The following is a 24095-nucleotide window of genomic DNA, read 5'->3' on the forward strand; positions in this document are numbered from 1 at the left end:
GGAACTCCTCTTAGAACCATTTTTTATGGATGAGATAGAGAGTGAGTGAGACACTCATAGCAAAGGCAATAAAGACGATTAACCAGAAAGCATTTGGCTCGCCGTTTAGGGGGATTTCATTATCCTTAAAGTTCATCCCGTAGGCAGAAAAGACCATGGTTGGGATGGACATGACGATGGTCACAAGGGCCAAGGTTTTCATGATGTTGTTCTGGTTATTGGAAATGATAGAGGCGAAGGTCTCTGTCATAGAGTGCAAGACGTTTCCATAAATATCTGCCATCTCGATGGCCTGTTGGGTTTCAATTAGGGTGTCTTCAAGCAGGTCTTCGTCCTCAAGGTATTTCTTGATATTGCTGGTTGAGCTGGTCAATTTCTTAATCACACGCTCATTTGTTTTGAGGGAGGCCTTGAAATAGACGATGGTTTTTTCCAATTCCATGAGCTCAATCAATTCTTCATTTCGAGTTGATTGATGCAGTTGACTTTCGATTTGCTCACTCTTACGGTCGATTGAACGAAGGGCTGTTAGGTAAAGTTCTGCATTGCGATAGAGAATCTGGAAGATGAAACGCGAACGCATGAAGGTGTAGAAATTACGCAATCGACGGTTGATAAAGACATCGAGGACCGGTAATGGTTCCAAACAAGTAGTGATAATGGTTTCCTCTGTTATGATAATACCAAGCGGGATGGTTACGTAGTAGGTGCGATTATTTCTTTCTTCTGTGACCGGCACGTCTACGATAATCAGGGTGTACTCGTCTTCAATCGTAATACGAGACATTTCTTCCGCATCGAGCGGTGCTCGAAGATCGGCAATATCGATATCGAAGGCGTTGGCGATTTCGAGTGATTCATTTTGAGTCGGATTGACGAGATTGATCCAAGTACCCGGTTCAAGTGTATCGATCTCTTTAAATTCAGTTGTTGTAGAGAGAAAAACTTGTTTCATATCCCTTATCCTTTCTCATTTTTCAGATTTTTTCACACCGTACTATTATACTACAAAATCGGCCTTTTGGGTAATAGAATCTCACTTTTTTTGGTATAATGGTAAGCAATAATGGACTAGAAAGAACAAAGATGCAAGATAAAATTGTCATTCATGGGGCGCGTGCCCATAATTTAAAAAATATTGATGTGGAGATTCCACGAGACAAGCTGGTTGTAGTGACCGGCTTGTCAGGTTCAGGGAAATCCAGTCTGGCTTTCGATACCCTCTATGCTGAGGGACAACGTCGCTATGTGGAGAGTTTGTCAGCCTATGCTCGTCAGTTTTTGGGAAATATGGAGAAGCCTGATGTAGATGCCATTGATGGCCTCAGCCCAGCTATTTCCATCGATCAGAAAACGACTAGCAAAAATCCTCGCTCGACGGTGGGAACCACGACTGAAATCAATGACTATCTGCGTCTCCTCTACGCGCGTGTGGGGACGCCTTACTGTATCAACGGGCATGGGGCTATCAAGGCTTCTTCTGTGGAGCAAATCGTTGATAAGGTTTTGGAGTTACCTGAACGCCAGCGTCTGCAAATTTTAGCTCCTGTCATCCGCAAGAAAAAAGGGCAACATAAAAGTGTTATTGAGAAGGTTCAGAAAGACGGTTATGTTCGTGTCCGTGTGGATGGGGAAGTCTATGATGTGACCGAAGTGCCAGAGTTGTCTAAGGGTAAGCAACACAATATCGATGTCGTGGTTGACCGTATTGTCATCAAGGAGGGTATCCGTAGTCGTCTCTTTGATTCCATTGAGGCTGCCCTTCGTATCGCAGAAGGATATGTCATTATCGACACTATGGACGACTCTGAGTTGCTCTTCTCTGAGCATTATGCCTGTCCAGTTTGTGGCTTTACTGTTCCAGAGTTAGAGCCACGTCTCTTCTCCTTCAATGCTCCTTTTGGTTCTTGTAGTGAGTGTGACGGTTTGGGCATCAAGCTGGAGGTGGATACTGATTTGGTAGTACCAGATGCCAGCAAAACCTTACGTGAGGGAGCCTTGGCTCCTTGGAATCCTATCTCATCCAACTACTATCCAAACATGCTAGAGCAGGCTATGACAGCTTTTGGAGTAGACATGGATAAGCCTTTTGAGGACTTGGCAGAAGAAGACAAGAACTTGATTCTCTATGGGTCAGATGGCAAGGAATTCCATTTCCACTATGAGAATGAATTTGGTGGCGTGCGCGATATCGATATTCCTTTTGAGGGAGTTGTTAATAATATCAAGCGTCGCTATCACGAGACAAACAGCGATTACACCCGCACCCAGATGCGTCTCTACATGAATGAGCTGACCTGCGGGACCTGTCACGGCTATCGTCTCAATGATCAGGCCTTGTCTGTCCGTGTGGGTGGCGAGAACGGGCCACATATCGGAGAAATTTCAGACCTGTCTATCGCAGATCACTTGGAATTAGTCAGTCAGTTGACTCTTTCTGAAAACGAAGCCATCATTGCTCGGCCTATTCTCAAGGAAATCAAGGATCGTTTGACCTTCCTTAATAACGTGGGCCTTAACTATCTGACTCTGTCACGTTCGGCAGGAACTCTTTCAGGTGGGGAAAGTCAGCGTATTCGATTGGCAACTCAGATTGGTTCTAACCTATCAGGTGTCCTTTATATCCTGGATGAGCCGTCAATCGGTCTCCACCAGAGGGACAATGACCGTTTGATTGCCAGTCTCAAAAAGATGCGCGACTTGGGTAATACTCTTATCGTGGTGGAACACGACGAAGATACCATGCGTGAGGCGGATTATCTGATTGACGTTGGTCCTGGTGCGGGAGTATTTGGTGGGGAGATTGTTGCGGCAGGTACGCCCAAACAGGTGGCTCGTAATAGCAAGTCTATCACAGGCCAGTACTTGTCAGGAAAACGTGTCATTCCAGTACCAGAAGAGCGCCGTGTTGGAAATGGTCGTTTTATTGAAGTGACAGGAGCGTGTGAGAATAACTTGCAAAATGTCACGGCTCGCTTTCCACTAGGAAAATTCATCGCGGTTACGGGGGTATCCGGCTCAGGAAAATCGACCTTAATCAACAGCATTCTCAAAAAAGCCATTGCCCAAAAGCTCAACCGCAACTCAGACAAACCAGGTAAATTCAAAACCATTACAGGAATTGAGCATGTAGACCGCTTGATTGATATTGACCAGAGTCCTATCGGACGAACGCCGAGATCTAACCCAGCTACCTATACAGGGGTTTTTGACGATATACGTGACCTTTTTGCTCAGACAAATGAAGCCAAGATTCGAGGTTACAAGAAAGGCCGTTTCAGTTTCAATGTCAAGGGTGGTCGCTGTGAAGCCTGCTCAGGTGACGGGATTATTAAGATTGAGATGCACTTCTTGCCAGATGTTTATGTGGCTTGTGAAGTCTGCCACGGAACCCGCTACAACAGTGAAACCCTAGAAGTTCACTATAAGGAAAAGAATATCTCGCAGGTCTTGGACATGACCGTCAATGATGCGGTGGAGTTCTTCCAACACATTCCCAAGATTCAACGCAAACTTCAGACCATCAAGGATGTAGGTCTAGGCTATGTAACGCTAGGGCAACCAGCTACCACCCTTTCTGGGGGAGAAGCCCAGCGTATGAAACTGGCTAGTGAACTCCACAAACGCTCGACAGGAAAATCTTTCTACATTTTAGATGAGCCAACGACAGGCCTTCATACTGAGGATATCGCTCGCTTGCTCAAGGTATTGGCTCGCTTTGTCGACGATGGCAATACAGTCCTTGTTATCGAGCACAATCTAGATGTTATTAAGACAGCAGACCATATTATTGACTTGGGACCTGAGGGCGGTGTCGGTGGTGGAACCATCATCGCAACAGGAACTCCAGAAGAAGTAGCTGCTAACCAAGCCAGCTACACAGGACATTATTTGAAAGGAAAATTACATCATGAATAAACGTGTACAAGCATTTCTAGCTAAAATGCAAGAAAAAGAACTAGATGGAATTATCATCAACAATCTTAAAAACGTCTATTATTTGACTGGTTTTTGGGGTTCGAACGGAACAGTTTTTCTCAGCCGTGACCGCCAGGTCTTGGTGACGGACTCTCGCTATATCATTGCAGCCAAGCAAGAAACCAGTGGGTTTGAGATTGTGGCTGACCGTGATGAATTGGCTGTCATTGCAGACATTGTTAAGGACATGGGCTTGTCTCGAATCGGTTTTGAGGATGAGATTTCAGTGTCTTATTATCACCGTATGCAGGCAACCTTTGAGGGAATTGACTTGCTTCCACAAACTCAGTTTGTCGAAGGTCTTCGAATGATTAAGGATGAAGCGGAGATTGCAGCTATTCGCAAGGCTTGTTCTATCTCAGACCAAGCTTTCCGCGATGCGCTTGACTTTATTAAGCCAGGAAAGACTGAAATTGAGATTGCCAACTTCCTTGACTTCCGCATGCGTGAGTTGGGAGCATCTGGCTTGTCTTTTGACACAATTCTAGCTAGTGGTATCAATTCTTCTAAGCCTCATGCCCATCCTATGCACAAACCAGTGGAGCTGGGAGAAGCTATTACCATGGATTTCGGCTGCCTCTATGACCACTATGTCAGTGATATGACACGGACTATCTATCTAGGACATGTTAGCGACGAGCAAGCAGAGATTTACAATACGGTTTTGAAAGCCAATCAAGCCTTGATTGACCAGGCTAAGGCTGGCTTAGGTTTCCGTGACTTTGACAAAATCCCTCGTGATATTATCATCGAGGCAGGCTATGGCGACTACTTTACCCACGGTATTGGACACGGTATTGGACTGGATATCCATGAGGAACCATACTTTAGCCAGACTTCTACAGAAACTATTAAGGCAGGTATGGCATTGACAGATGAGCCAGGTATCTATATCGAAGGCAAATATGGCGTTCGTATCGAGGATGATATCCTGATTACAGAGACGGGTTGTGAATTATTGACCCTAGCTCCAAAAGAGTTGATAGTTATCTAAGAGTTAAACAACTCAAATGATTGACTTTTAAATTTTAAAGGTTTATACTGAAAGACGAAAACGGTAGGTGAGGCTACCATAGGGATACGGATGACTACCGCAAAGCAGTGGAGACACTACTCGTTGGTCAACAGTCCTGGTCGCGAAGGCCAAGACTAAGCTCATTACATTGCCCTATGGAGTTAAAGCTTGAACGAAAAACAGATAATTAGTTTTTTAATCCTGCCATTTTATGGTGGGATTTTCTACTGTTTAAATCAAAGAAAGGAGATAGACGATGCAAATTGACGATCATCCGGAACCGCACATACACAGCCAATCGCTGATTTGTGTCGTTCTGCCCTTATAAAGTGATTGGTCTCTGTGTATGAAACACATCATTCATATAGATAGGAGAAACCAATGAAAACTACAAAAGAAAGATTAGCAACAGCTATTCATACATCTTTAAACGAAACTCTATCTTTTTATAAGACAAGTCTAACAGGCTTGACTGAGGAGCAGGTGGAGAAAAATCGTGACCTATATGGCGAAAATACCATCACAAAGGGTCAAGAAGACAGTATCCTCAAAAAGATTTACGAATCCATTATCAATCCTTTTACAATCATCTTGCTGGTCATCGCCGTGATTTCCTTGGTGACCAATGTCTGGTTGGCAAAACCAGGTCAAGAAGATCCGACAACTTCCATTATCATCGTTGTCCTAGTCCTCATTTCTGGTGGCATACGCTTTGTCCAAGAACTCCGTAGTGATAAGGCTGCGACCAATCTATCAAAAATGATTGTCAACACAGCGACTGTCATTCGTCAAGGAGAAATCCAAGAAGTACCTATCGATGATTTGGTAGTGGGTGACGTGGTTAAATTAAGCGCTGGAGACATGATTCCAGCAGATCTTCTTTTATTTGAGTCGCGCGATTTCTTTGTACAACAGTCGGGCTTGACAGGTGAAAGTGAATCGGTTGAAAAATTGGCCTTGACCAAGGCAACAGTTCAACAATCTGATAGTCTGCTAGAAGCAGAAGCGCTAGCCTTTATGGGAACCAATGTCTTGTCTGGTAGTGCCAAGGCCGTGGTTTTAGCAGTTGGTGATGATACCATGATGGGGGCCATTGAACAGACTTTGAACACCTATGATGAGCCTACTTCGTTTGAACGGGAGATGAATAGTATTTCGTGGCTCTTGATTCGTTTGATGCTGGTCATGGTGCCCATCGTTTTCTTGTCCAATGGTTTAACAGATGGAGATTGGTTAGAAGCTGGCGTATTTGCTTTGAGTGTTGGTGTTGGATTGACACCTGAGATGCTTCCTATGATTATCACAGCCAGTCTAGCAAAAGGCTCCATCATTATGGCCAAGGAAAAAGTGGTTATCAAGAAACTCAATGCCATACAGGACTTAGGGGCGATTGATATTTTGTGTACAGATAAGACAGGAACTCTAACCCAAGACGAAATTGTCCTTGAATATCCCTTGGACATCCACGGACGCTTGGATTTGACCGTCTTGAGACGAGCTTATCTCAATTCCTATTTTCAAACGGGCTTGAAAAATTTGATGGACAGAGCCATCATCAAACGGACTGAAAAGGAAGCCAAAGAACACGCCCTCTTGCAAAATCTGGCTCAAACTTTTCAAAAAATAGATGAGCTTCCCTTTGATTTTGAACGTAGACGTATGAGTGTTATCGTTAAGGATGAACACGAAGTGGTTAGTTTGGTAACCAAGGGTGCCCTAGAGGAAATGTTGACGATTTCCAGTTATGCGGAATACCAAGGAGTGATTACTCCCTTGACAGATGTTATTAGAGAAGAAATTTTAGCAGAAGTCAGACAACTAAATCAACAAGGTTTGCGTGTCTTGGGAGTGGCCTATAAGTCAGGTTTGAGGGAAGGTCATGCCTATACAGTTGATGATGAAGGGGATATGATTCTAACTGGTTATTTAGCCTTCCTAGACCCTCCTAAATCATCTGCAGCACCAGCAATTAAGGCTCTGTTAGAACATGGAGTTCAAACAAAGATTTTGACGGGAGACAACGAAAAAGTTACCCAAGCAGTCTGTGAAAAGGTTGGTTTGGATATCAATCAGATGCTGTTGGGGTCTGAAATTGATCAGATGAGTAATCAAGAATTGGCCCAAGCGGTAGAGGAGGTAACTGTCTTCGCCAAACTTTCTCCGGACCAAAAAGCAAGGATTATTCTGCAATTTAAGGCTAATGGTCATGCTGTCGGCTATATGGGAGATGGGATCAATGATGCTCCTTCTATGAAAGTTGCAGATGTGGGGATTTCTGTTGATACAGCAGTAGATATTGCCAAAGAAACAGCTGATGTTATCCTACTTGATAAGGATCTCATGGTGCTGGAAAAAGGACTTGTTGAAGGGCGTAAGGTCTATGCCAATATGACTAAATATATCAAAATGACAGTGAGTTCTAATTTTGGAAATATCTTATCCCTATTAGTCTCTGGAATCTTTTTGCCATTTTTACCAATGGCACCAGTCCATTTGATTATCCTAAATCTAGTCTATGATTTGTCTTGTATTGCCTTGCCTTTTGACAAGGTGGATAAAGATTTTTTGAGAAATCCGCATACCTGGGAAGCTAAGTCCATCACACGTTTCATGATTTGGATGGGACCTATCTCTTCTGCCTTTGATATTTTGACCTTCAGTTTGCTTTATTTTATCATTGTACCCATGACGACAGGTCAAGCCTATGTCCATGGAGCGGAGTCTGCCGTAGGATTTATTGTCTTGTTTCAGACAGGTTGGTTTATCGAGTCCATGTGGTCACAGACCATGGTTATCCATATGCTGCGTTCAGCCAAAATTCCCTTTTTACAAAGTCGTCCAGCTTGGCTAGTCCTTGTGACAACCTTATTGGCTGCAGCCTTTGTGACCTTCCTTCCTTACAGTCCACTAGCTAGCTTTCTCCATCTAACTCCTTTAAAACCGATTTATTTCATCTTTTTACTTTTCATCATTATTTTGTATATGATTAGCGTGACAATTGTGAAAAAAATCTATATCAAGAAATATCAAGAATGGCTGTAAATTTCATTTTGTCAAGAAAAAAGTACGAAAATGACGAAAAAAGTTAAAAAAATTTAAAAATAGGTCGCAAGTCGGATGTTTTTTATGGTATAATAGACTAAACTGATAGTAACATGTAGCGAAAGGGGTAGGTACATGATTAAAATTTATACAGTCTCAAGTTGTACTAGCTGTAAAAAAGCAAAAACCTGGCTCAATGCCCACCAGTTAAGTTATAAAGAACAAAACCTTGGTAAAGAAGGAATTACGAGAGAAGAATTACTGGATATTCTGACAAAAACAGATAACGGAATAGCCAGCATCGTTTCGTCTAAAAATCGCTATGCCAAAGCCCTTGGAGTGGATATTGAAGATTTGAGTGTCAATGAAGTCCTCAATCTGATTATGGAAACACCGAGAATTTTAAAGAGCCCAATCCTTGTAGATGAAAAACGCCTGCAAGTTGGCTATAAGGAAGACGATATTCGTGCCTTCCTACCACGCTCTGTCCGTAATGTAGAAAATGCAGAAGCACGTTTGCGTGCAGCTCTATAAACATCAAGGCTGGGAGCAATTCCCAGCCTTATTCTATTTTAATTTCAAAAAGAAAGAAGAAAGAAATGAAAAAAATTGTTCTTGTTAGTCTAGCTTTCCTTTTTGTCCTGGTTGGTTGCGGACAGAAAAAAGAAGCTGGAACAGCTACAAAAACAGAAAAGGATACGCTTCAGTCGGCATTGCCAGTTATTGAGAATGCCGAGAAGAATACAGTTGTGACCAAGACTTTGGTCTTGCCCAAGTCAGATGATGGTAGCCAGCAAACCCAAACCATTACATACAAGGACAAGACTTTTTTGAACTTAACGATTCAACAAAAGCGTCCAGTCTCTGATGAGTTGAAAACTTATATTGACCAACACGGAGTGGAAGAAACTCAAAAAGCTCTCCTCGAGGCGGAGGAGAAGGATGAGTCCATCATAGAAGCTCGTAAATTATCAGGCTTTAAGCTTGAAACCAAATTATTGAGTGCAACAGAACTTCAAACAACGACTAGTTTTGATTTTCAAGTTCTGGATGTCAAGAAGGCTTCTCAGTTAGAATATTTGAAGAATATTGGCTTAGAAAATCTTTTGAAGAATGAACCAAGCAAATATATTTCAGACAGATTGGCAAATGGCGCGACAGAACAATAGAAAATCCAAATAAATAGACTGCCTGAATTGTAGAACGTAAGGAATTATGCTATAATGGTACTATTCTAAGGAAAGAGGGTGTTAGAATGGGATTTACTGAAGAAACAGTACGTTTTAAATTGGACGATTCCAATAAAAAAGAAATTAGCGAAACTTTGACTGATGTCTATGCTTCGTTGAACGATAAGGGCTACAACCCAATTAACCAAATCGTTGGTTACGTATTGAGTGGAGACCCTGCCTACGTTCCTCGTTATAATAATGCACGAAATCAAATCCGTAAGTATGAGCGTGATGAAATCGTTGAGGAATTGGTCCGCTACTACCTTAAAGGACAAGGAGTCGATCTATAACCTATGAGAATTATGGGATTGGACGTCGGTTCAAAAACGGTAGGGGTGGCGATTAGCGATCCGCTCGGTTTTACAGCTCAAGGGCTTGAAATCATCCAAATCAATGAGGAACAAGGCCAATTTGGTTTTGACCGCGTTAAGGAATTGGTTGATGCTTACAAGGTGGAACGATTTGTAGTGGGCTTGCCTAAAAACATGAACAATACAAGTGGACCGCGCGTGGAAGCTAGTCAAGCCTACGGAGCAAAGCTAGAAGAGCTTTTTGGTTTACCAGTAGATTATCAGGATGAACGCTTGACAACAGTTGCCGCAGAGCGCATGTTGATTGAACAAGCAGATATTAGCCGTAACAAGCGTAAGAAAGTCATTGATAAGTTAGCAGCTCAGCTGATTTTACAAAATTATTTAGATAGAAAATTTTAATATAAAGGAGAGGCTATGTCACACGATCATAACCACGACCACGAAGAACGTGAACTAATCACACTAGTAGATGAGCAAGGGAATGAAACCTTGTTTGAAATCCTTTTGACGATTGATGGAAAAGAAGAATTTGGTAAAAACTATGTTCTTCTAGTACCAGTTAACGCAGAAGAAGACGAAGACGGACAAGTTGAAATCCAAGCTTACTCATTCATCGAAAACGAAGATGGAACAGAAGGCGAATTGCAGCCAATCCCAGAAGACTCAGAAGACGAATGGAACATGATTGAAGAAGTCTTCAATAGTTTTATGGAGGAGTAAAAACATCCAGTGGATGTTTTTAGCCCAGTTCCTTAAAATAAGAGAGAACTGGTAAGTCCAGTGGACGTGTTTAGCCCTGCGCTAGAAATTAGAAACGCAGGCACATCCAGTGAACATTTTTACCCCAGTTCCTTTAAATAAGAGAGAGCTGGTAAGTCTGGGAGACTGTATCACCCCAACTCCCAGAAATTGGGAAGAGTTGGAATGTCCTGTGGATGTTTTTAGCCCACGTTAACATTTATAGTAGCTAGTTATTAGCTAACCAGGTAAGAGGTCGGGACGAAAATCCTGGCCTTGTTTTTATTAGTAACCATACTTTAATGCGATAATTGATTGGACTTTTGTCAAGGAGATGTGTATGTTTGAAGTAGAAGAGTGGCTTCATAGTCGGATTGGTTTGAATTTTAGGTCAGGTTTAGGCCGAATGCAGCAAGCAGTGGATTTGTTAGGAAATCCCGAGAAGTCTTACCCTATTATCCACGTAACAGGGACTAATGGGAAAGGATCTACCATTGCTTTTATGAGGGAATTATTTATGGGACATGGTAAAAAAGTTGCGACCTTTACCTCACCTCATATTGTCTCTATCAATGACCGAATCTGCATTGGTGGGCAACCAATAGCAGACGAAGACTTTATCCGTTTAGCTGAGCAGGTCAGGGAGATGGAAAAGACGCTTTTGCAAACTCATGACCAGTTGTCCTTTTTTGAATTGCTGACCTTGATTGCTTTCCTCTACTTTAGGGAGCAAGCGGTGGATTTGGTTTTACTAGAAGTAGGAATTGGTGGCTTACTTGACACGACCAATGTGATAACTGGAGAGATTGCTGTCATCACCTCCATCGGACTTGACCATCAGGAGACTCTGGGTGACAGTATAGCAGCAATCGCAGAGCAGAAAGCTGGTATTTTCAAGGCTGGTAAAAAGGCAGTGATTTCGAAATTGCCTCCAGAAGCTAGACTTGTCTGTCAGAAAAAAGCAGCCTCTTTAGCTGTTGACCTTTATCAGGCAGGTCAGGATTTTTCAATGCTGAATGGTGATTTTTCAAGTTCTTTGGGAACTTTTTCGCAGTTGAAAATAGGATTGGAAGGAGCTTATCAGCAGGAGAATGCGGCCTTGGCGTTGCAAACTTTTCTTCTTTTTATGGGAGAAAGAAAGGAAGCTGTTGATGAACAGGCTGTAAGACAGGCTTTGGAGAAGACCCATTGGGCTGGCCGTTTGGAGCGTATTCGCCCACAGATTTACTTGGATGGTGCTCATAACCTCCCTGCTTTGACTCGCCTGGTGGAGTTTATCAAAGAAAAAGAGCAGGAAGGTTATCGTCCTCAAATACTTTTTGGGGCTTTGAAACGCAAGAATTATCAAGGGATGTTGGCTTATCTGACTGAAAATTTACCTCAGGTGGAACTCAAGGTGACTGGTTTTGACTATCAAGGTTCTCTGGACGAGACAGATGTAACAGGTTACCATGTAATTCCCTCTTACAGAGAATTTATTAGCGATTTTGAAGAAAGAGCAGATGCTCAGGATTTGTTGTTCGTTACAGGATCTCTCTATTTTATCTCAGAAGTACGGGGCTACCTGCTGGACCATGAGCAGATAAATTGACCTCTTCTTTTGCCTTTGTTATACTAGATAAATTGCTGGCTAAGGAAAATCTATTTTTCTAGCATGGCAAGAGAAAGGACATTTATTATGACATTCAAAACAGCAGCACTTTCTATTGTTTCTTTAGCGAGTGTATCTTTGCTAGTTGCTTGTTCCCAAAGAACACAACCAGTTCAACAGCCTGTGGCTCAGCAGCAGGTCCAACAACCTGCTCAACAGAATACCAATACTGCAAATGCAGGGACTAACCAAAATCAAGCGGCTCCAGTACAGAATCAACCTGTTGCTCAACCGACTGATATTGATGGGACTTATACAGGCCAAGATGACGGAGACCGTATCACTTTAGTGGTCACTGGAACGACTGGTACATGGACTGAGCTCGAATCTGACGGGGATCAGAAAGTCAAACAGGTCACATTTGATGCAGCAAATCAACGCATGATTATTGGCGATGATGTCAAAATTTACACTGTAAACGGTAATCAAATCGTCGTAGACGATATGGATAGAGACCCATCGGACCAAGTCATTTTAACTAAATAAGACTATGCAAGTAGGAAGGGCTGGATTTTTCAGCCTTTTTACTTTTACCTAGAAAATAATCATAAATACTTGCCTTCTATCGAATACCTGAGTTATACTAGTATCAATTACTTGTTTTTAGTGTTCAAAATATCAAGGAGGGGATATGAAATATAGAAAATTTCAATTATTGATGTCCAAGTATGGCTTTAGTCTTTCGATTATGCTACTTGAACTTTGTCTGGTTTTTGGTCTCTTTCTTTATTTAGGACGCATGGCTCCCATTTTATGGATTACTGTCCTCATTCTACTGAGTATCATCACAATCATTTCGATAGTCAACCGTAATACGACTCCTGAGAATAAGGTAACCTGGTTATTAGTAGCCTTTGTGCCAGTATTTGGCCCCTTGCTCTATCTGATGTTTGGTGAAAGGCGATTGTCCAAAAAAGAAATCAAACAACTGAAGAAGCTAGGCTCCATGCATTTCCAAGAAGCAAATAGCCAGCTACTAAAAGAGGAATTAAAAGAAAGTGATAAGGCGGCATATGGCGTCATCAAGTCCTTATTGAGTATGGATACCAATGCCGATGTCTATGATCAAACTGCCTCTACATTTTTTCCTAACGGAGAGGCTATGTGGAAAAAGATGGTAGAAGATCTTAAAAAGGCTGAGAAATTTATCTTCTTGGAATATTATATTATAGAAGAAGGTTTGATGTGGAATCGTATTTTAGAAATCTTGGAGGAAAAAGTTGCTCAAGGCATTGAAGTTAAACTGCTCTATGACGATATTGGCTGTATGGCTACTTTAACAGGAGATTATGCACATCGACTTCGTCAGCTAGGCATCGAGGCCCACAAATTCAATAAAGTTATTCCTCGTTTGACAGTGGCCTATAATAACAGAGATCATAGAAAAATATTGATTGTTGATGGTCAGATAGCTTATACAGGAGGCATTAACTTAGCCGATGAGTACATTAACCACGTCAAGAGATTTGGTTATTGGAAGGATAGTGGAATTCGCTTGGACGGACTAGCAGTAAAAGCCCTGACACGCTTATTTTTGACCACTTGGTACATCAATCGAGGAGAGATTAGTGATTTTGATCAATATCATTTAGAAAATCATTCTATCCCAAGTGACGGTTTAACCATTCCATACGGGAGTGGACCCAAGCCAATTTTTCGAACGCAGGTAGGGAAAAAGGTTTATCAGAGTTTAATCAATCAGGCAACGGAATCGGTCTATATTACGACACCTTATTTGATTATGGACTATGATTTAACAGAGACAATCAAAAATGCTGCTATGAGAGGGGTCGATGTTCGGATTGTCACCCCTTACATACCAGATAAGAAGTTCATTCAGTTAGTCACGAGAGGAGCTTATCCAGACCTTCTTTCTGCTGGGGTTCGGATTTATGAGTATAGTCCAGGTTTTATTCATAGTAAGCAGATGTTGGTAGACGAAGATTTTGCGGTGGTGGGGACAATCAATCTCGACTACCGAAGCTTGGTACACCATTATGAAAATGCAGTCTTACTCTATAAAACTCCTTCTATAATGGAAATTGCCCGAGATTTTCAAAACATATTTGCAGATTCTCAGGAAGTCTATCCTCATTCTATCAAAACGAGCTGGTATCAAAAGCTTGTAAAAGAAATTGCCCAGTTATTCGCCCCTATCTTATAAGAAATCTAGGACTGAGGACGCAAACCAGTCCTCTTTTTCTTGATTTTTACGAATAGAAAGATATAGGAGGGATGATGATGACTCAGAAAGAAATAAACTATATCCTGACATTCAAACAGACACATTTACACCGCTTTCGGGAAATTGAAACCTTTGTGAAACTATGCAAAAAATCACTCAAACAGCCATCGCAAGCTGACAATCCTAGGACTTTTTGATATACTAAGACAGATAAATTGAATAGGAGAAACGATATGAGTGTGTATGGTAGAGTAGAAGAAGTTCATCAGGAGAATCGTGAACCTCTAGAATACCAAATCGAACAAGAATCGTATCATCGTGAATCAAGTCGTCTTCCTTTGGTGAAAATTTTACTATGGAGTACGCTTGTAACGGGGATAACTCTAGGAGTACCGCTATTACTCGATTTAATGAGTGCACAAGAAGTGCAGGATTTTTATGCAGGTTGGGCGCTTCATCAGACAGGGAAGATTTACAGCGACTATTATGGAAGTCAAGGTTTGCTTTATTATTTGCTGACTTATGTGACTCAGGGCGGATTTTTCTTTGCCATTTTTGAGTGGTTAGCCTTGGTAGCAGGAGGATTTTTCCTCTTTCAATCGGCGGACACCTTGACAGAGCAAGGAGACCAAGCTGGACAAGTGGTGACTATTTTTTACATGCTAGTTACAGGTCTTGCTTTTGGTGGAGGTTATGCGACTCTTTTAGCGCTTCCTTTCTTATTCGCGGCCTTTAGTTTAGTTGCGGCCTATCTAAGCAATCCAAGCCATGATAAGGGATTTATACGGATTGGGCTGGCTTTGGCGGGAGGATTTTTCTTTGCCCCCTTGTCATCGCTCCTGTTTATTGCTGTAGTGAGTTTAGGCTTGTTGGTCTTTAACCTTGGGCATAGACGCTTTGCGCATGGGTTTTATCAGTTTCTTGCAGTGGCTTTAGGTTTTTCACTTATCTTTTATCCAACTGCCTACTATAGTGTTGCAACAGGAAGTTTTGGGGATGCCATTAGTGGTATTCGTTATCCTATTGACAGTATTAGCTTTGATTTCACTTCTAAAATTTTAGAGAATATGGCTTTTTATGGCTTGTTGTCCCTTGGTTTGGGATTTGTGGTTTGTATCTTTTTAGGTCTCTTTCAATCCAAGCCCTCTAAACTATACGTCATTTCGGTTCCTGCAAGTCTTGTGACAATTTTAGGTTTGATTTTGCTTTTCTTTTCACAAGAGCCTCTGCACGCTTCTTATTTGATGGTCGTCTTCCCTGTTTTCCTACTTTTATTGGTAACCAATATTAAGAGTCAACAGAGGGGGCGTAGTGTTAGAAGAAGACGAAGAGAAACGCCAGTTAGCCTATGGAGTCGTTTTTTTAAAGGAAATCTATATCTGCCAGTTTTAGGGCTTGTCTATCTTTTGACTGTTCCTTTTTTGATGAAGTTTGTCCTTTATCCGGTACCTTATCAAGAACGTAATCGTCTTGCTGATTTGGTAAAAGAGGAGACAAATACGGAAGATGCTATCTATGCATGGGATGATACTGCGACTCTTTATCGTAAGAGTGAGCGCTTGTCGCCATCGGCGATTTTGTCTCCCGTGCACTATACAGCAACTGAGGAAAACCGGAATAAGCTACTCAATGACTTGAAAGAAAAACAACCTAAGGTGATTGTGGTGAATGACAAGGTGCCAGTCTGGTCTGAAGTGGAAACACTCTTAAAAGAAAATTACCAACCAGTAAAGACGGATTACTCAGAGTTTAAAGTCTATAAAATTAAATAACCAAATCAATATCTTGTGTATTTTTAAAAATTTTAGGATTTTTAACACAAGATATTGATTTTTCTTTTTAGAGTGGTATAATACTTTTTAGAAAGAACATTTTAGAAAAGAGAATGCATATGATTGCACTAGAAGAAAAAATTACAATTTTGCCAACTCTCTTCGTCGAGAAACGAGATGGGAGACGTGTTGTATTTGATGTGGACAAGATTGACAAGGCTCTCCACAAGGCGGCAGACAAGGTTATGGATGTGACACCCTTGGTCGAAAAACGCCTCAATGCTCTGACCGAGCGAATTGTCACAGAAATTCATAGTCGCTTTCCACAGGGGGTTAAGATTTACGAAATTCAAAATATTGTAGAACATGAACTCCTTGAAGCCAAAGAATATGCGCTGGCTGAGGAGTATATTACTTATCGGACGCAGAGGGATTTTGAGCGCTCAAAAGCGACAGATATTAACTTTAGTATCCATAAACTACTCAACAAAGACCAAGCAGTTGTCAATGAAAATGCTAATAAAGACAGCGATGTCTTTAATACCCAGCGTGATTTGACAGCAGGGATTGTTGGGAAATCAATCGGACTGCAAATGCTGCCTAAGCACGTAGCCAATGCCCACCAAAAGGGAGATATCCACTATCACGATTTGGACTACAGCCCCTATACCCCTATGACCAACTGCTGTTTGATTGACTTTAAAGGTATGTTGGAAAATGGTTTTAAGATTGGAAATGCAGAGGTAGAAAGTCCCAAGTCTATCCAGACTGCGACAGCTCAGATTTCCCAAATTATCGCCAACGTTGCTTCTAGCCAGTACGGTGGCTGTTCAGCTGACCGTATCGATGAAGTTTTGGCGCCTTATGCAGAGAAGAACTATCAAAAACATCTCAAAGATGCAGAAGAGTGGGTATTGCCTGAAAAACGAGAAGATTATGCCTGGAAGAAAACCCAAAAAGACATCTATGATGCCATGCAATCTCTTGAGTATGAAATCAATACTCTCTTCACTTCAAATGGTCAAACACCCTTTACTTCGCTAGGTTTTGGTCTGGGAACCAATCGTTTTGAGCGTGAAATTCAAAAGGCAATTTTAAACATTCGCATTAAGGGCCTTGGTTCAGAACATCGTACGGCTATCTTCCCTAAACTGATTTTTACTCTGAAAAGAGGCCTTAACTTGGAAGAAGGGACTCCAAACTACGACATTAAGCAGTTGGCTCTAGAGTGTGCAACCAAGCGGATGTACCCAGATGTTTTGTCCTATGATAAGATTGTTGAGTTGACAGGTTCTTTCAAAGTTCCTATGGGATGTCGTTCGTTCCTTCAAGGATGGAAGGATGAAAATGGTGTAGAAGTCAATTCAGGTCGGATGAATCTAGGCGTTGTGACGGTTAACCTGCCTCGTATTGCCCTCGAGTCTGAGGGAGACATGAATAAGTTCTGGGAGATCTTCAACGAGCGGATGAATATCGCTGAAGATGCTCTGGTTTACCGTGTCGAACGCACTAAAGAGGCGACACCAGCCAATGCTCCTATCCTTTATCAGTACGGTGCTTTTGGCCATCGTCTAGGTAAAGAAGAAAGCGTTGACCAGCTCTTTAAGAACCGTCGGGCAACAGTTTCGCTGGGCTATATCGGTTTGTATGAAGTAGCGACTGTTTTCTTTGGTAACAGCTGGGAAAGCAATCCAGATGCTAAGGAATTCACGCTAGACATCATTCGCGATATGAAACGCCGTGTAGAAGAGTGGTCTGACCAATATGGCTATCATTTCTCTATCTACTCAACACCATCTGAAAGTTTGACAGATCGTTTCTGCCGACTAGATACAGACAAGTTTGGCTCTATTCCAGATATTACTGACAAGGAATACTACACCAACTCTTTCCATTACGATGTTCGTAAAAATCCAACACCGTTTGAAAAATTAGACTTTGAGAAAGTTTATCCAGAAGCAGGTGCGTCAGGTGGTTTCATCCATTATTGTGAGTATCCAGTCCTTCAGCAAAATCCTAAAGCCTTGGAAGCTGTCTGGGATTACGCTTATGACCGTGTAGGCTATCTAGGCACCAATACTCCGATTGACCGTTGCTACAAGTGTGACTTTGAAGGGGATTTTGAACCAACTGAGAGAGGATTTGCTTGTCCAAACTGTGGCAATAGCGACCCTAAAACAGTAGACGTTGTTAAACGAACTTGTGGCTATTTAGGCAATCCTCAAGCGCGTCCGATGGTTAATGGACGTCACAAGGAAATCGCAGCGCGTGTCAAACACATGAATGGCTCAACGATTAAAATAGCTGGACATCAAGTAACAAATTAGAAAGAAATGAAATGGGAAAATATCAATTAGATGATAAGGGTCGAGCACAAGTGACCCGTTATCACGAGAAACACTCTAAAGGTGGAGCTGGTAAAAAAGAACGTTTGCTCAGCCTCAGAGAACAATTTTTAAACAAGAATAAGAAAAAATAAAAGTGAGAGTCAGCTCTCGCTTTTCTCATAGTGGGAGGTAAGGATGGAATTACGCAGACCAAGATTAGCAGATAAAGAAACAGTTTTAGAGATGATGGCAGAATTCGAGAAATTCCAGTCACCTCACGACGGTGGTTTCTGGGATACAGAAAATTTTTCTTATGAGGAATGGTTGGAAAGTAATCAGAATCAGGAAATGGGGATTAACTTGCCTGAAAATCGTGTTCCTTCTATTCAATTTGTATCATTTGATGATGTAGGTCGTGCTCTAGTTTTTTTGAATCTGCGATTGAGACTGAATGAGGGATTATTGAATTATGCTGACCACATTGGCTATTCCATCCGACCGTCTGAAAGAGGCAAAGGTTATGCTAAGGAAACTCTCCGTCAGGGTTTGCAAGTTTCTAAGGAAAAGAACATCAAGAAAGCTCTTGTCACCTGTAGCGTGAATAACTCTGCTAGCAGAGCAGTCATTTTAGCAAATGGTGGGCTCCTTGAGGATGTTCGTAATGGAGTCGATCGTTATTGGATAGAGGTAGCGAATGAATAATCCAAAACCACAAGAATGGAAAAGTGAGGAGCTCAGTCAAGGGCGTATCATTGACTACAAGGCCTTTAACTTTGTGGACGGAGAAGGCGTGCGCAACTCTCTCTATGTAGCAGGTTGCATGTTTCACTGCGAGGGGTGTTATAATGTAGCGACCTGGTCCTTCAATGCCGGAATTCCTTATACAGCAGAATTAGAAGAACAGATCATGGAAGATCTCGCTCAACCTTATGTTCAAGGATTGACCTTGCTGGGAGGGGAGCCTTTCCTCAATACGGGCATTCTCTTACCTCTCGTTAAGCGGATTCGGAAGGAATTACCAGATAAAGATATCTGGTCCTGGACGGGCTATACATGGGAAGAAATGATGTTGGAAACTCCAGATAAACTGGAACTCTTATCCTTGATTGACATCCTTGTCGATGGACGATACGATCGAACTAAGAGGAATCTTATGCTCCAGTTTCGAGGTTCGTCCAATCAACGAATTATTGATGTGCAAAACTCTCTCAAAAGTGGGCAAGTAGTGATTTGGCATAAGCTTAATGACGGAAAAGAAAGCTATGAACAGGTGAAGAGAGAATGAAGAAAGAAGACTTAGTAGACCAACTAGTCTCAGAGATCGAGACGGGGAAAGTCAGGACACTGGGAATATACGGTCATGGAGCTTCGGGTAAATCAACTTTTGCACAGGAATTGTACCAAACCCTAGATTCTGCAAAGGTAAACTTATTGGAAACCGATCCTTACATTGCTTCAAATCGTCATTTAGTGGTGCCAAAGGAGACTCCAGACCAAAAAGTGACCGCTTGTTTACCTGTGGCTCATGAACTGGTAAGTTTAGAAAGAGACATTCTCGCTTTAAAGGCTGGCATGGATATCTTAACAATTGAAGAACCTTGGAAAGCTAGTGAGGTCTTGTCTGGAGCAAAGCCAATTCTGATTGTCGAAGGGATGTCTGTTGGCTTTTTACCCAAAGAACTCTTTGACAAAACCATCTGTTTCTACACGGATGAGGAGACCGAATTAAAGCGGCGCCTAGCTAGAGATACGACTGTGAGAAATCGCGATGCATCCGTTATATTGGCTAGTCATCAGATGAGACGGGAGCAGTATCTGCGATACTATAAAGAAACTGAGTCTGAGGCGGATATCTTAGTGGACCAATCAGAAGATAAATTTGATGTCAAGAGGAGTCAGTTTATATAGAAGAAAATCCCTAATTTTAAAAAGAAAAAATAGGAAAACAGTTTCATTGTAAAAAAATGAAAAAACAGCAACAAATCCCTTGCAATCGCAGGGGATTTGTGTTATTCTATTATGGTGCTGTAAATTACAGCTTTAGCTTTGATGCAAGAGGTTGCGACACGCTCGGTTGCATTGCCACGCAACACCGCGTCGGTTTTCTTGTGGAGCTAGCCTATTATCTTAAATAGACGAAAAGGAGAAAAAGATGGCAAACAAAAAAATCCGTATCCGTTTGAAAGCTTACGAACACCGTACGCTTGACACAGCGGCTGCAAAAATCGTAGAATCAGCTACTCGTACAGGTGCACAAGTTGCGGGTCCAATCCCACTTCCAACTGAACGTAGCCTCTACACAATCATTCGTGCGACTCACAAATATAAAGACTCTCGCGAACAATTTGAAATGCGTACACACAAACGTTTGATCGATATCGTTAACCCAACTCAAAAAACAGTTGATGCTTTGATGAAATTGGATCTTCCAAGTGGTGTAAACGTAGAAATCAAACTTTAATCTAAAATATAAAAGAGCAGAGGCTGGTGTTTCAATCTAATTGAACACGGGCTAAACTCGGTGTGAAAAAGACAAACTTCCTAGTGTCTGCTAGACGCTGCGTTAGTTTCCTATTTTCACTTTGAGTTTGACGCCCCTTTGTATCTTAGACTTGAGCATAAAAAACGCTCGTTAAAAACTTTTTGAATAAAAAATATAGAAAAGGAACTATTTTCTCATGACAAAAGGAATCTTAGGGAAAAAAGTGGGAATGACTCAAATCTTCACTGAAGCTGGCGAATTGATCCCTGTAACAGTTATTGAAGCAACTCCAAACGTTGTTCTTCAAGTTAAAACTGTTGAAACAGACGGATACAACGCTATCCAAGTTGGTTTCGATGACAAACGCGAAGTATTGAGCAACAAACCTGCTAAAGGACATGTAGCGAAAGCTAACACGGCTCCTAAGCGCTTCATTCGTGAATTCAAAAACGTTGAAGGCTTGGAAGTTGGTGCTGAAATCACAGTTGAAACATTCGCGGCTGGAGACGTTGTTGACGTAACTGGTACTTCTAAAGGTAAAGGTTTCCAAGGTGTTATCAAACGCCACGGACAATCACGTGGACCAATGGCTCACGGTTCTCGTTACCACCGTCGTCCAGGTTCTATGGGACCTGTTGCACCTAACCGCGTATTCAAAGGTAAAAACCTTGCAGGACGTATGGGTGGCGACCGCGTAACAATTCAAAACCTTGAAGTTGTACAAGTTGTTCCAGAAAAGAACGTTATCCTTATCAAAGGTAACGTACCAGGTGCTAAGAAATCTCTTATCACTATCAAATCAGCAGTTAAAGCTGGTAAATAATAAAGAAAGGGGAAATCAGTCACAATGGCAAACGTAACATTATTTGACCAAACTGGTAAAGAAGCTGGCCAAGTTGTTCTTAACGATGCAGTATTTGGTATCGAACCAAATGAATCAGTTGTGTTTGATGTGATCATCAGCCAACGCGCAAGCCTTCGTCAAGGAACACACGCTGTTAAAAACCGCTCTGCAGTATCAGGTGGTGGACGCAAACCATGGCGTCAAAAAGGAACTGGACGTGCTCGTCAAGGTTCTATCCGCTCACCACAATGGCGTGGTGGTGGTGTTGTCTTCGGACCAACTCCACGTTCATATGGCTACAAACTTCCACAAAAAGTTCGTCGCCTAGCTCTTAAATCAGTTTACTCTGAAAAAGTTGCTGAAAACAAATTTGTAGCCGTTGATTCTCTTGAATTTACAGCTCCAAAAACTGCTGAATTTGCAAAAGTTCTTGCAGCATTGAGCATCGATTCTAAAGTTCTTGTTATCCTTGAAGAAGGAAATGAATTCGCAGCTCTTTCAGCTCGTAACCTTCCAAACGTGAAAGTTGCAACTGCTACAACTGCAAGTGTTCTTGACATCGCAAATAGCGACAAACTTCTTGTCACACAAGCAGCTATCTCTAAAATCGAGGAGGTTCTTGCATAATGAATTTGTATGATGTTATCAAAAAACCTGTCATCACTGAAAGCTCAATGGCTCAACTCGAAGCAGGTAAATATGTATTTGAAGTTGACACTCGTGCACACAAACTTTTGATCAAGCAAGCTGTTGAAGCTGCTTTCGAAGGTGTTAAAGTTGCCAACGTTAACACAATCAACGTAAAACCAAAAGCTAAACGTGTTGGACGTTACACTGGTTTTACTAACAAAACTAAAAAAGCTATCATCACACTTACAGCTGATTCTAAAGCAATCGAGTTGTTTGCTGCTGAAGCTGAATAATCTAAGGAGGAAATATCGTGGGAATTCGTGTTTATAAACCAACAACAAACGGTCGCCGTAATATGACTTCTTTGGATTTCGCTGAAATCACAACAAGCACTCCTGAAAAATCATTGCTTGTTGCATTGAAGAGCAAGGCTGGTCGTAACAACAACGGTCGTATCACAGTTCGTCACCAAGGTGGTGGACACAAACGTTTCTACCGTTTGGTTGACTTCAAACGTAACAAAGACAACGTTGAAGCAGTTGTTAAAACAATCGAGTACGATCCAAACCGTTCTGCAAACATCGCTCTTGTACACTACACTGACGGTGTGAAAGCATACATCATCGCTCCAAAAGGTCTTGAAGTGGGTCAACGTATCGTTTCAGGTCCAGAAGCAGATATCAAAGTCGGAAATGCTCTTCCACTTGCTAACATCCCAGTTGGTACTTTGATCCACAACATCGAGTTGAAACCAGGTCGTGGTGGTGAATTGGTACGTGCTGCTGGAGCTTCTGCTCAAGTATTGGGTCAAGAAGGTAAATACGTTCTTGTTCGTCTTCAATCTGGCGAAGTACGTATGATCCTTGGAACTTGTCGTGCTACAGTTGGTGTTGTCGGAAACGAACAACATGGACTTGTAAACCTTGGTAAAGCAGGACGTAGCCGTTGGAAAGGTATCCGCCCAACAGTTCGTGGTTCTGTAATGAACCCTAACGATCACCCACATGGTGGTGGTGAAGGTAAAGCACCAGTTGGTCGTAAAGCACCATCTACTCCATGGGGCAAACCTGCTCTTGGTCTTAAAACTCGTAACAAGAAAGCGAAATCTGACAAACTTATCGTTCGTCGTCGCAACGAGAAATAATATTAAACTAGTCGCTTAAGCGACTAGTAAATCCGCCAGCTCGGTAGCGCTCCATAGGAGCGCAAGCCGCTGTGGTACAACATTTAAAGGAGAAAATATAAAAATGGGACGCAGTCTTAAAAAAGGACCTTTCGTCGATGAGCATTTGATGAAAAAAGTTGAAGCTCAAGCTAACGACGAAAAGAAAAAAGTTATTAAAACTTGGTCACGTCGTTCAACGATCTTCCCAAGTTTCATTGGTTACACTATCGCAGTTTATGACGGACGTAAACACGTACCTGTTTACATCCAAGAAGACATGGTAGGTCACAAACTTGGTGAATTTGCACCAACTCGTACTTACAAAGGTCACGCTGCAGACGACAAGAAAACACGTAGAAAATAAGGAGAACATAAATGGCAGAAATTACTTCAGCTAAAGCAATGGCTCGTACAGTACGTGTTTCACCTCGTAAATCACGTCTTGTTCTTGATAACATCCGTGGTAAAAGCGTAGCCGATGCAATCGCAATCTTGACATTCACTCCAAACAAAGCTGCTGAAATCATCTTGAAAGTTTTGAACTCAGCTGTAGCTAACGCTGAAAACAACTTTGGTTTGGATAAAGCTAACTTGGTAGTATCTGAAGCATTCGCAAACGAAGGGCCAACTATGAAACGTTTCCGTCCACGTGCGAAAGGTTCAGCTTCACCAATCAACAAACGTACAGCTCACATCACTGTAGCTGTTGCAGAAAAATAA

Annotated in this window: 25 protein-coding genes and 1 riboswitch; of the genes, 24 read left to right on the plus strand and 1 reads right to left on the minus strand. The window is 41.9% G+C overall.

Going from position 1 to position 24095, the window contains the following annotated elements; translation table 11 throughout:
• Positions 1-10: 10 nt before the first annotated feature.
• Entirely contained in the window at positions 11-955 is a 945-nt protein-coding gene (locus PCY12_RS02805) for a magnesium transporter CorA family protein (RefSeq protein ID WP_000815623.1), read from the minus strand.
• A gap of 131 nt (positions 956-1086) precedes the next feature.
• Here PCY12_RS02805 and uvrA point away from each other — a divergent pair, with 131 nt between their 5' ends.
• From uvrA to rplV, 24 genes are all read left to right on the plus strand, one after another.
• On the plus strand, positions 1087-3918 hold the full coding sequence (uvrA, locus tag PCY12_RS02810; RefSeq protein ID WP_301351430.1) for an excinuclease ABC subunit UvrA: 2832 nt from the start codon (positions 1087-1089) through the stop codon (positions 3916-3918).
• On the plus strand, positions 3911-4972 hold the full coding sequence (locus tag PCY12_RS02815) for a Xaa-Pro peptidase family protein (protein ID WP_001042882.1): 1062 nt from the start codon (positions 3911-3913) through the stop codon (positions 4970-4972). The genes uvrA and PCY12_RS02815 overlap by 8 nt, the downstream gene beginning before the upstream one ends.
• A 57-nt stretch (positions 4973-5029) precedes the next feature.
• Positions 5030-5180, plus strand: a riboswitch (M-box (ykoK) riboswitch).
• A 194-nt stretch (positions 5181-5374) separates the two neighbouring features.
• Positions 5375-8035, plus strand: coding sequence for a magnesium-translocating P-type ATPase (mgtA, locus tag PCY12_RS02820; RefSeq protein ID WP_301351432.1), 2661 nt, complete (start codon positions 5375-5377; stop codon positions 8033-8035).
• Positions 8036-8170: 135 nt separating this feature from the next.
• On the plus strand, positions 8171-8569 hold the full coding sequence (gene spx / locus PCY12_RS02825) for a transcriptional regulator Spx (RefSeq protein ID WP_000591165.1): 399 nt from the start codon (positions 8171-8173) through the stop codon (positions 8567-8569).
• A gap of 65 nt (positions 8570-8634) precedes the next feature.
• Entirely contained in the window at positions 8635-9204 is a 570-nt protein-coding gene (locus PCY12_RS02830) for an SP0191 family lipoprotein (protein WP_301351434.1), read from the plus strand.
• 86 nt (positions 9205-9290) lie between these two features.
• A complete protein-coding gene (locus PCY12_RS02835) occupies positions 9291-9557 on the plus strand; it encodes an IreB family regulatory phosphoprotein (RefSeq protein ID WP_000507059.1) in 267 nt (88 codons plus the stop codon).
• A gap of 3 nt (positions 9558-9560) precedes the next feature.
• The gene (ruvX, locus tag PCY12_RS02840) at positions 9561-9980 is read left to right on the plus strand and encodes a Holliday junction resolvase RuvX (protein WP_033609357.1); all 420 of its coding nucleotides are present in this window, start codon (positions 9561-9563) and stop codon (positions 9978-9980) included.
• A 15-nt stretch (positions 9981-9995) separates the two neighbouring features.
• Positions 9996-10301, plus strand: a complete 306-nt coding sequence (locus PCY12_RS02845; RefSeq protein WP_000017620.1) for a DUF1292 domain-containing protein — start codon at positions 9996-9998, stop codon at positions 10299-10301.
• Positions 10302-10659: 358 nt separating this feature from the next.
• Positions 10660-11910 carry a folylpolyglutamate synthase/dihydrofolate synthase family protein gene (locus PCY12_RS02850; protein WP_301351436.1) on the plus strand — a complete coding sequence of 417 codons (1251 nt, stop codon included), beginning with the start codon at positions 10660-10662 and terminating at the stop codon, positions 11908-11910.
• An 87-nt stretch (positions 11911-11997) separates the two neighbouring features.
• A complete protein-coding gene (locus PCY12_RS02855; RefSeq protein WP_301351437.1) occupies positions 11998-12456 on the plus strand; it encodes an SP_0198 family lipoprotein in 459 nt (152 codons plus the stop codon).
• A 145-nt stretch (positions 12457-12601) separates the two neighbouring features.
• Positions 12602-14134 (plus strand): cardiolipin synthase, encoded by a 1533-nt coding sequence (gene cls / locus PCY12_RS02860; protein ID WP_301351439.1) that lies wholly within the window; start codon positions 12602-12604, stop codon positions 14132-14134.
• Between the two features lie 254 nt (positions 14135-14388).
• Positions 14389-15927: a damage-inducible protein CinA gene (locus tag PCY12_RS02865; protein WP_173282723.1), complete on the plus strand. Its 1539-nt coding sequence runs from the start codon at positions 14389-14391 to the stop codon at positions 15925-15927.
• Between the two features lie 119 nt (positions 15928-16046).
• A complete protein-coding gene (nrdD, locus tag PCY12_RS02870; protein ID WP_301351441.1) occupies positions 16047-18254 on the plus strand; it encodes an anaerobic ribonucleoside-triphosphate reductase in 2208 nt (735 codons plus the stop codon).
• A gap of 11 nt (positions 18255-18265) precedes the next feature.
• Positions 18266-18406 (plus strand): hypothetical protein, encoded by a 141-nt coding sequence (locus tag PCY12_RS02875; RefSeq protein WP_000521621.1) that lies wholly within the window; start codon positions 18266-18268, stop codon positions 18404-18406.
• Positions 18407-18449: 43 nt separating this feature from the next.
• Positions 18450-18956: a GNAT family N-acetyltransferase gene (locus tag PCY12_RS02880; protein WP_301351443.1), complete on the plus strand. Its 507-nt coding sequence runs from the start codon at positions 18450-18452 to the stop codon at positions 18954-18956.
• A complete protein-coding gene (gene nrdG, locus PCY12_RS02885) occupies positions 18949-19539 on the plus strand; it encodes an anaerobic ribonucleoside-triphosphate reductase activating protein (RefSeq protein ID WP_301351445.1) in 591 nt (196 codons plus the stop codon). The genes PCY12_RS02880 and nrdG overlap by 8 nt, the downstream gene beginning before the upstream one ends.
• The gene (locus PCY12_RS02890; protein WP_301351447.1) at positions 19536-20162 is read left to right on the plus strand and encodes a phosphoribulokinase; all 627 of its coding nucleotides are present in this window, start codon (positions 19536-19538) and stop codon (positions 20160-20162) included. Before nrdG ends, PCY12_RS02890 begins: the two co-directional genes overlap by 4 nt.
• A gap of 244 nt (positions 20163-20406) precedes the next feature.
• The gene (rpsJ, locus tag PCY12_RS02895; RefSeq protein ID WP_001284513.1) at positions 20407-20715 is read left to right on the plus strand and encodes a 30S ribosomal protein S10; all 309 of its coding nucleotides are present in this window, start codon (positions 20407-20409) and stop codon (positions 20713-20715) included.
• Between the two features lie 217 nt (positions 20716-20932).
• Positions 20933-21559 carry a 50S ribosomal protein L3 gene (gene rplC / locus PCY12_RS02900; protein ID WP_000160197.1) on the plus strand — a complete coding sequence of 209 codons (627 nt, stop codon included), beginning with the start codon at positions 20933-20935 and terminating at the stop codon, positions 21557-21559.
• Positions 21560-21583: 24 nt separating this feature from the next.
• Positions 21584-22207, plus strand: a complete 624-nt coding sequence (rplD, locus tag PCY12_RS02905) for a 50S ribosomal protein L4 (RefSeq protein ID WP_000024539.1) — start codon at positions 21584-21586, stop codon at positions 22205-22207.
• Positions 22207-22503, plus strand: coding sequence for a 50S ribosomal protein L23 (locus PCY12_RS02910; protein ID WP_001055347.1), 297 nt, complete (start codon positions 22207-22209; stop codon positions 22501-22503). The genes rplD and PCY12_RS02910 overlap by 1 nt, the downstream gene beginning before the upstream one ends.
• A gap of 17 nt (positions 22504-22520) precedes the next feature.
• A complete protein-coding gene (gene rplB / locus PCY12_RS02915) occupies positions 22521-23354 on the plus strand; it encodes a 50S ribosomal protein L2 (RefSeq protein WP_000512910.1) in 834 nt (277 codons plus the stop codon).
• Between the two features lie 103 nt (positions 23355-23457).
• Positions 23458-23739, plus strand: a complete 282-nt coding sequence (gene rpsS / locus PCY12_RS02920) for a 30S ribosomal protein S19 (RefSeq protein ID WP_000533766.1) — start codon at positions 23458-23460, stop codon at positions 23737-23739.
• Between the two features lie 11 nt (positions 23740-23750).
• Complete coding sequence (gene rplV, locus PCY12_RS02925) at positions 23751-24095, plus strand: 50S ribosomal protein L22 (RefSeq protein WP_000818137.1); 345 nt, start codon at positions 23751-23753, stop codon at positions 24093-24095.

This window comes from Streptococcus sp. SPS1 (genome assembly GCF_030439915.1).
Taxonomy (GTDB): Bacteria; Bacillota; Bacilli; order Lactobacillales; family Streptococcaceae; genus Streptococcus.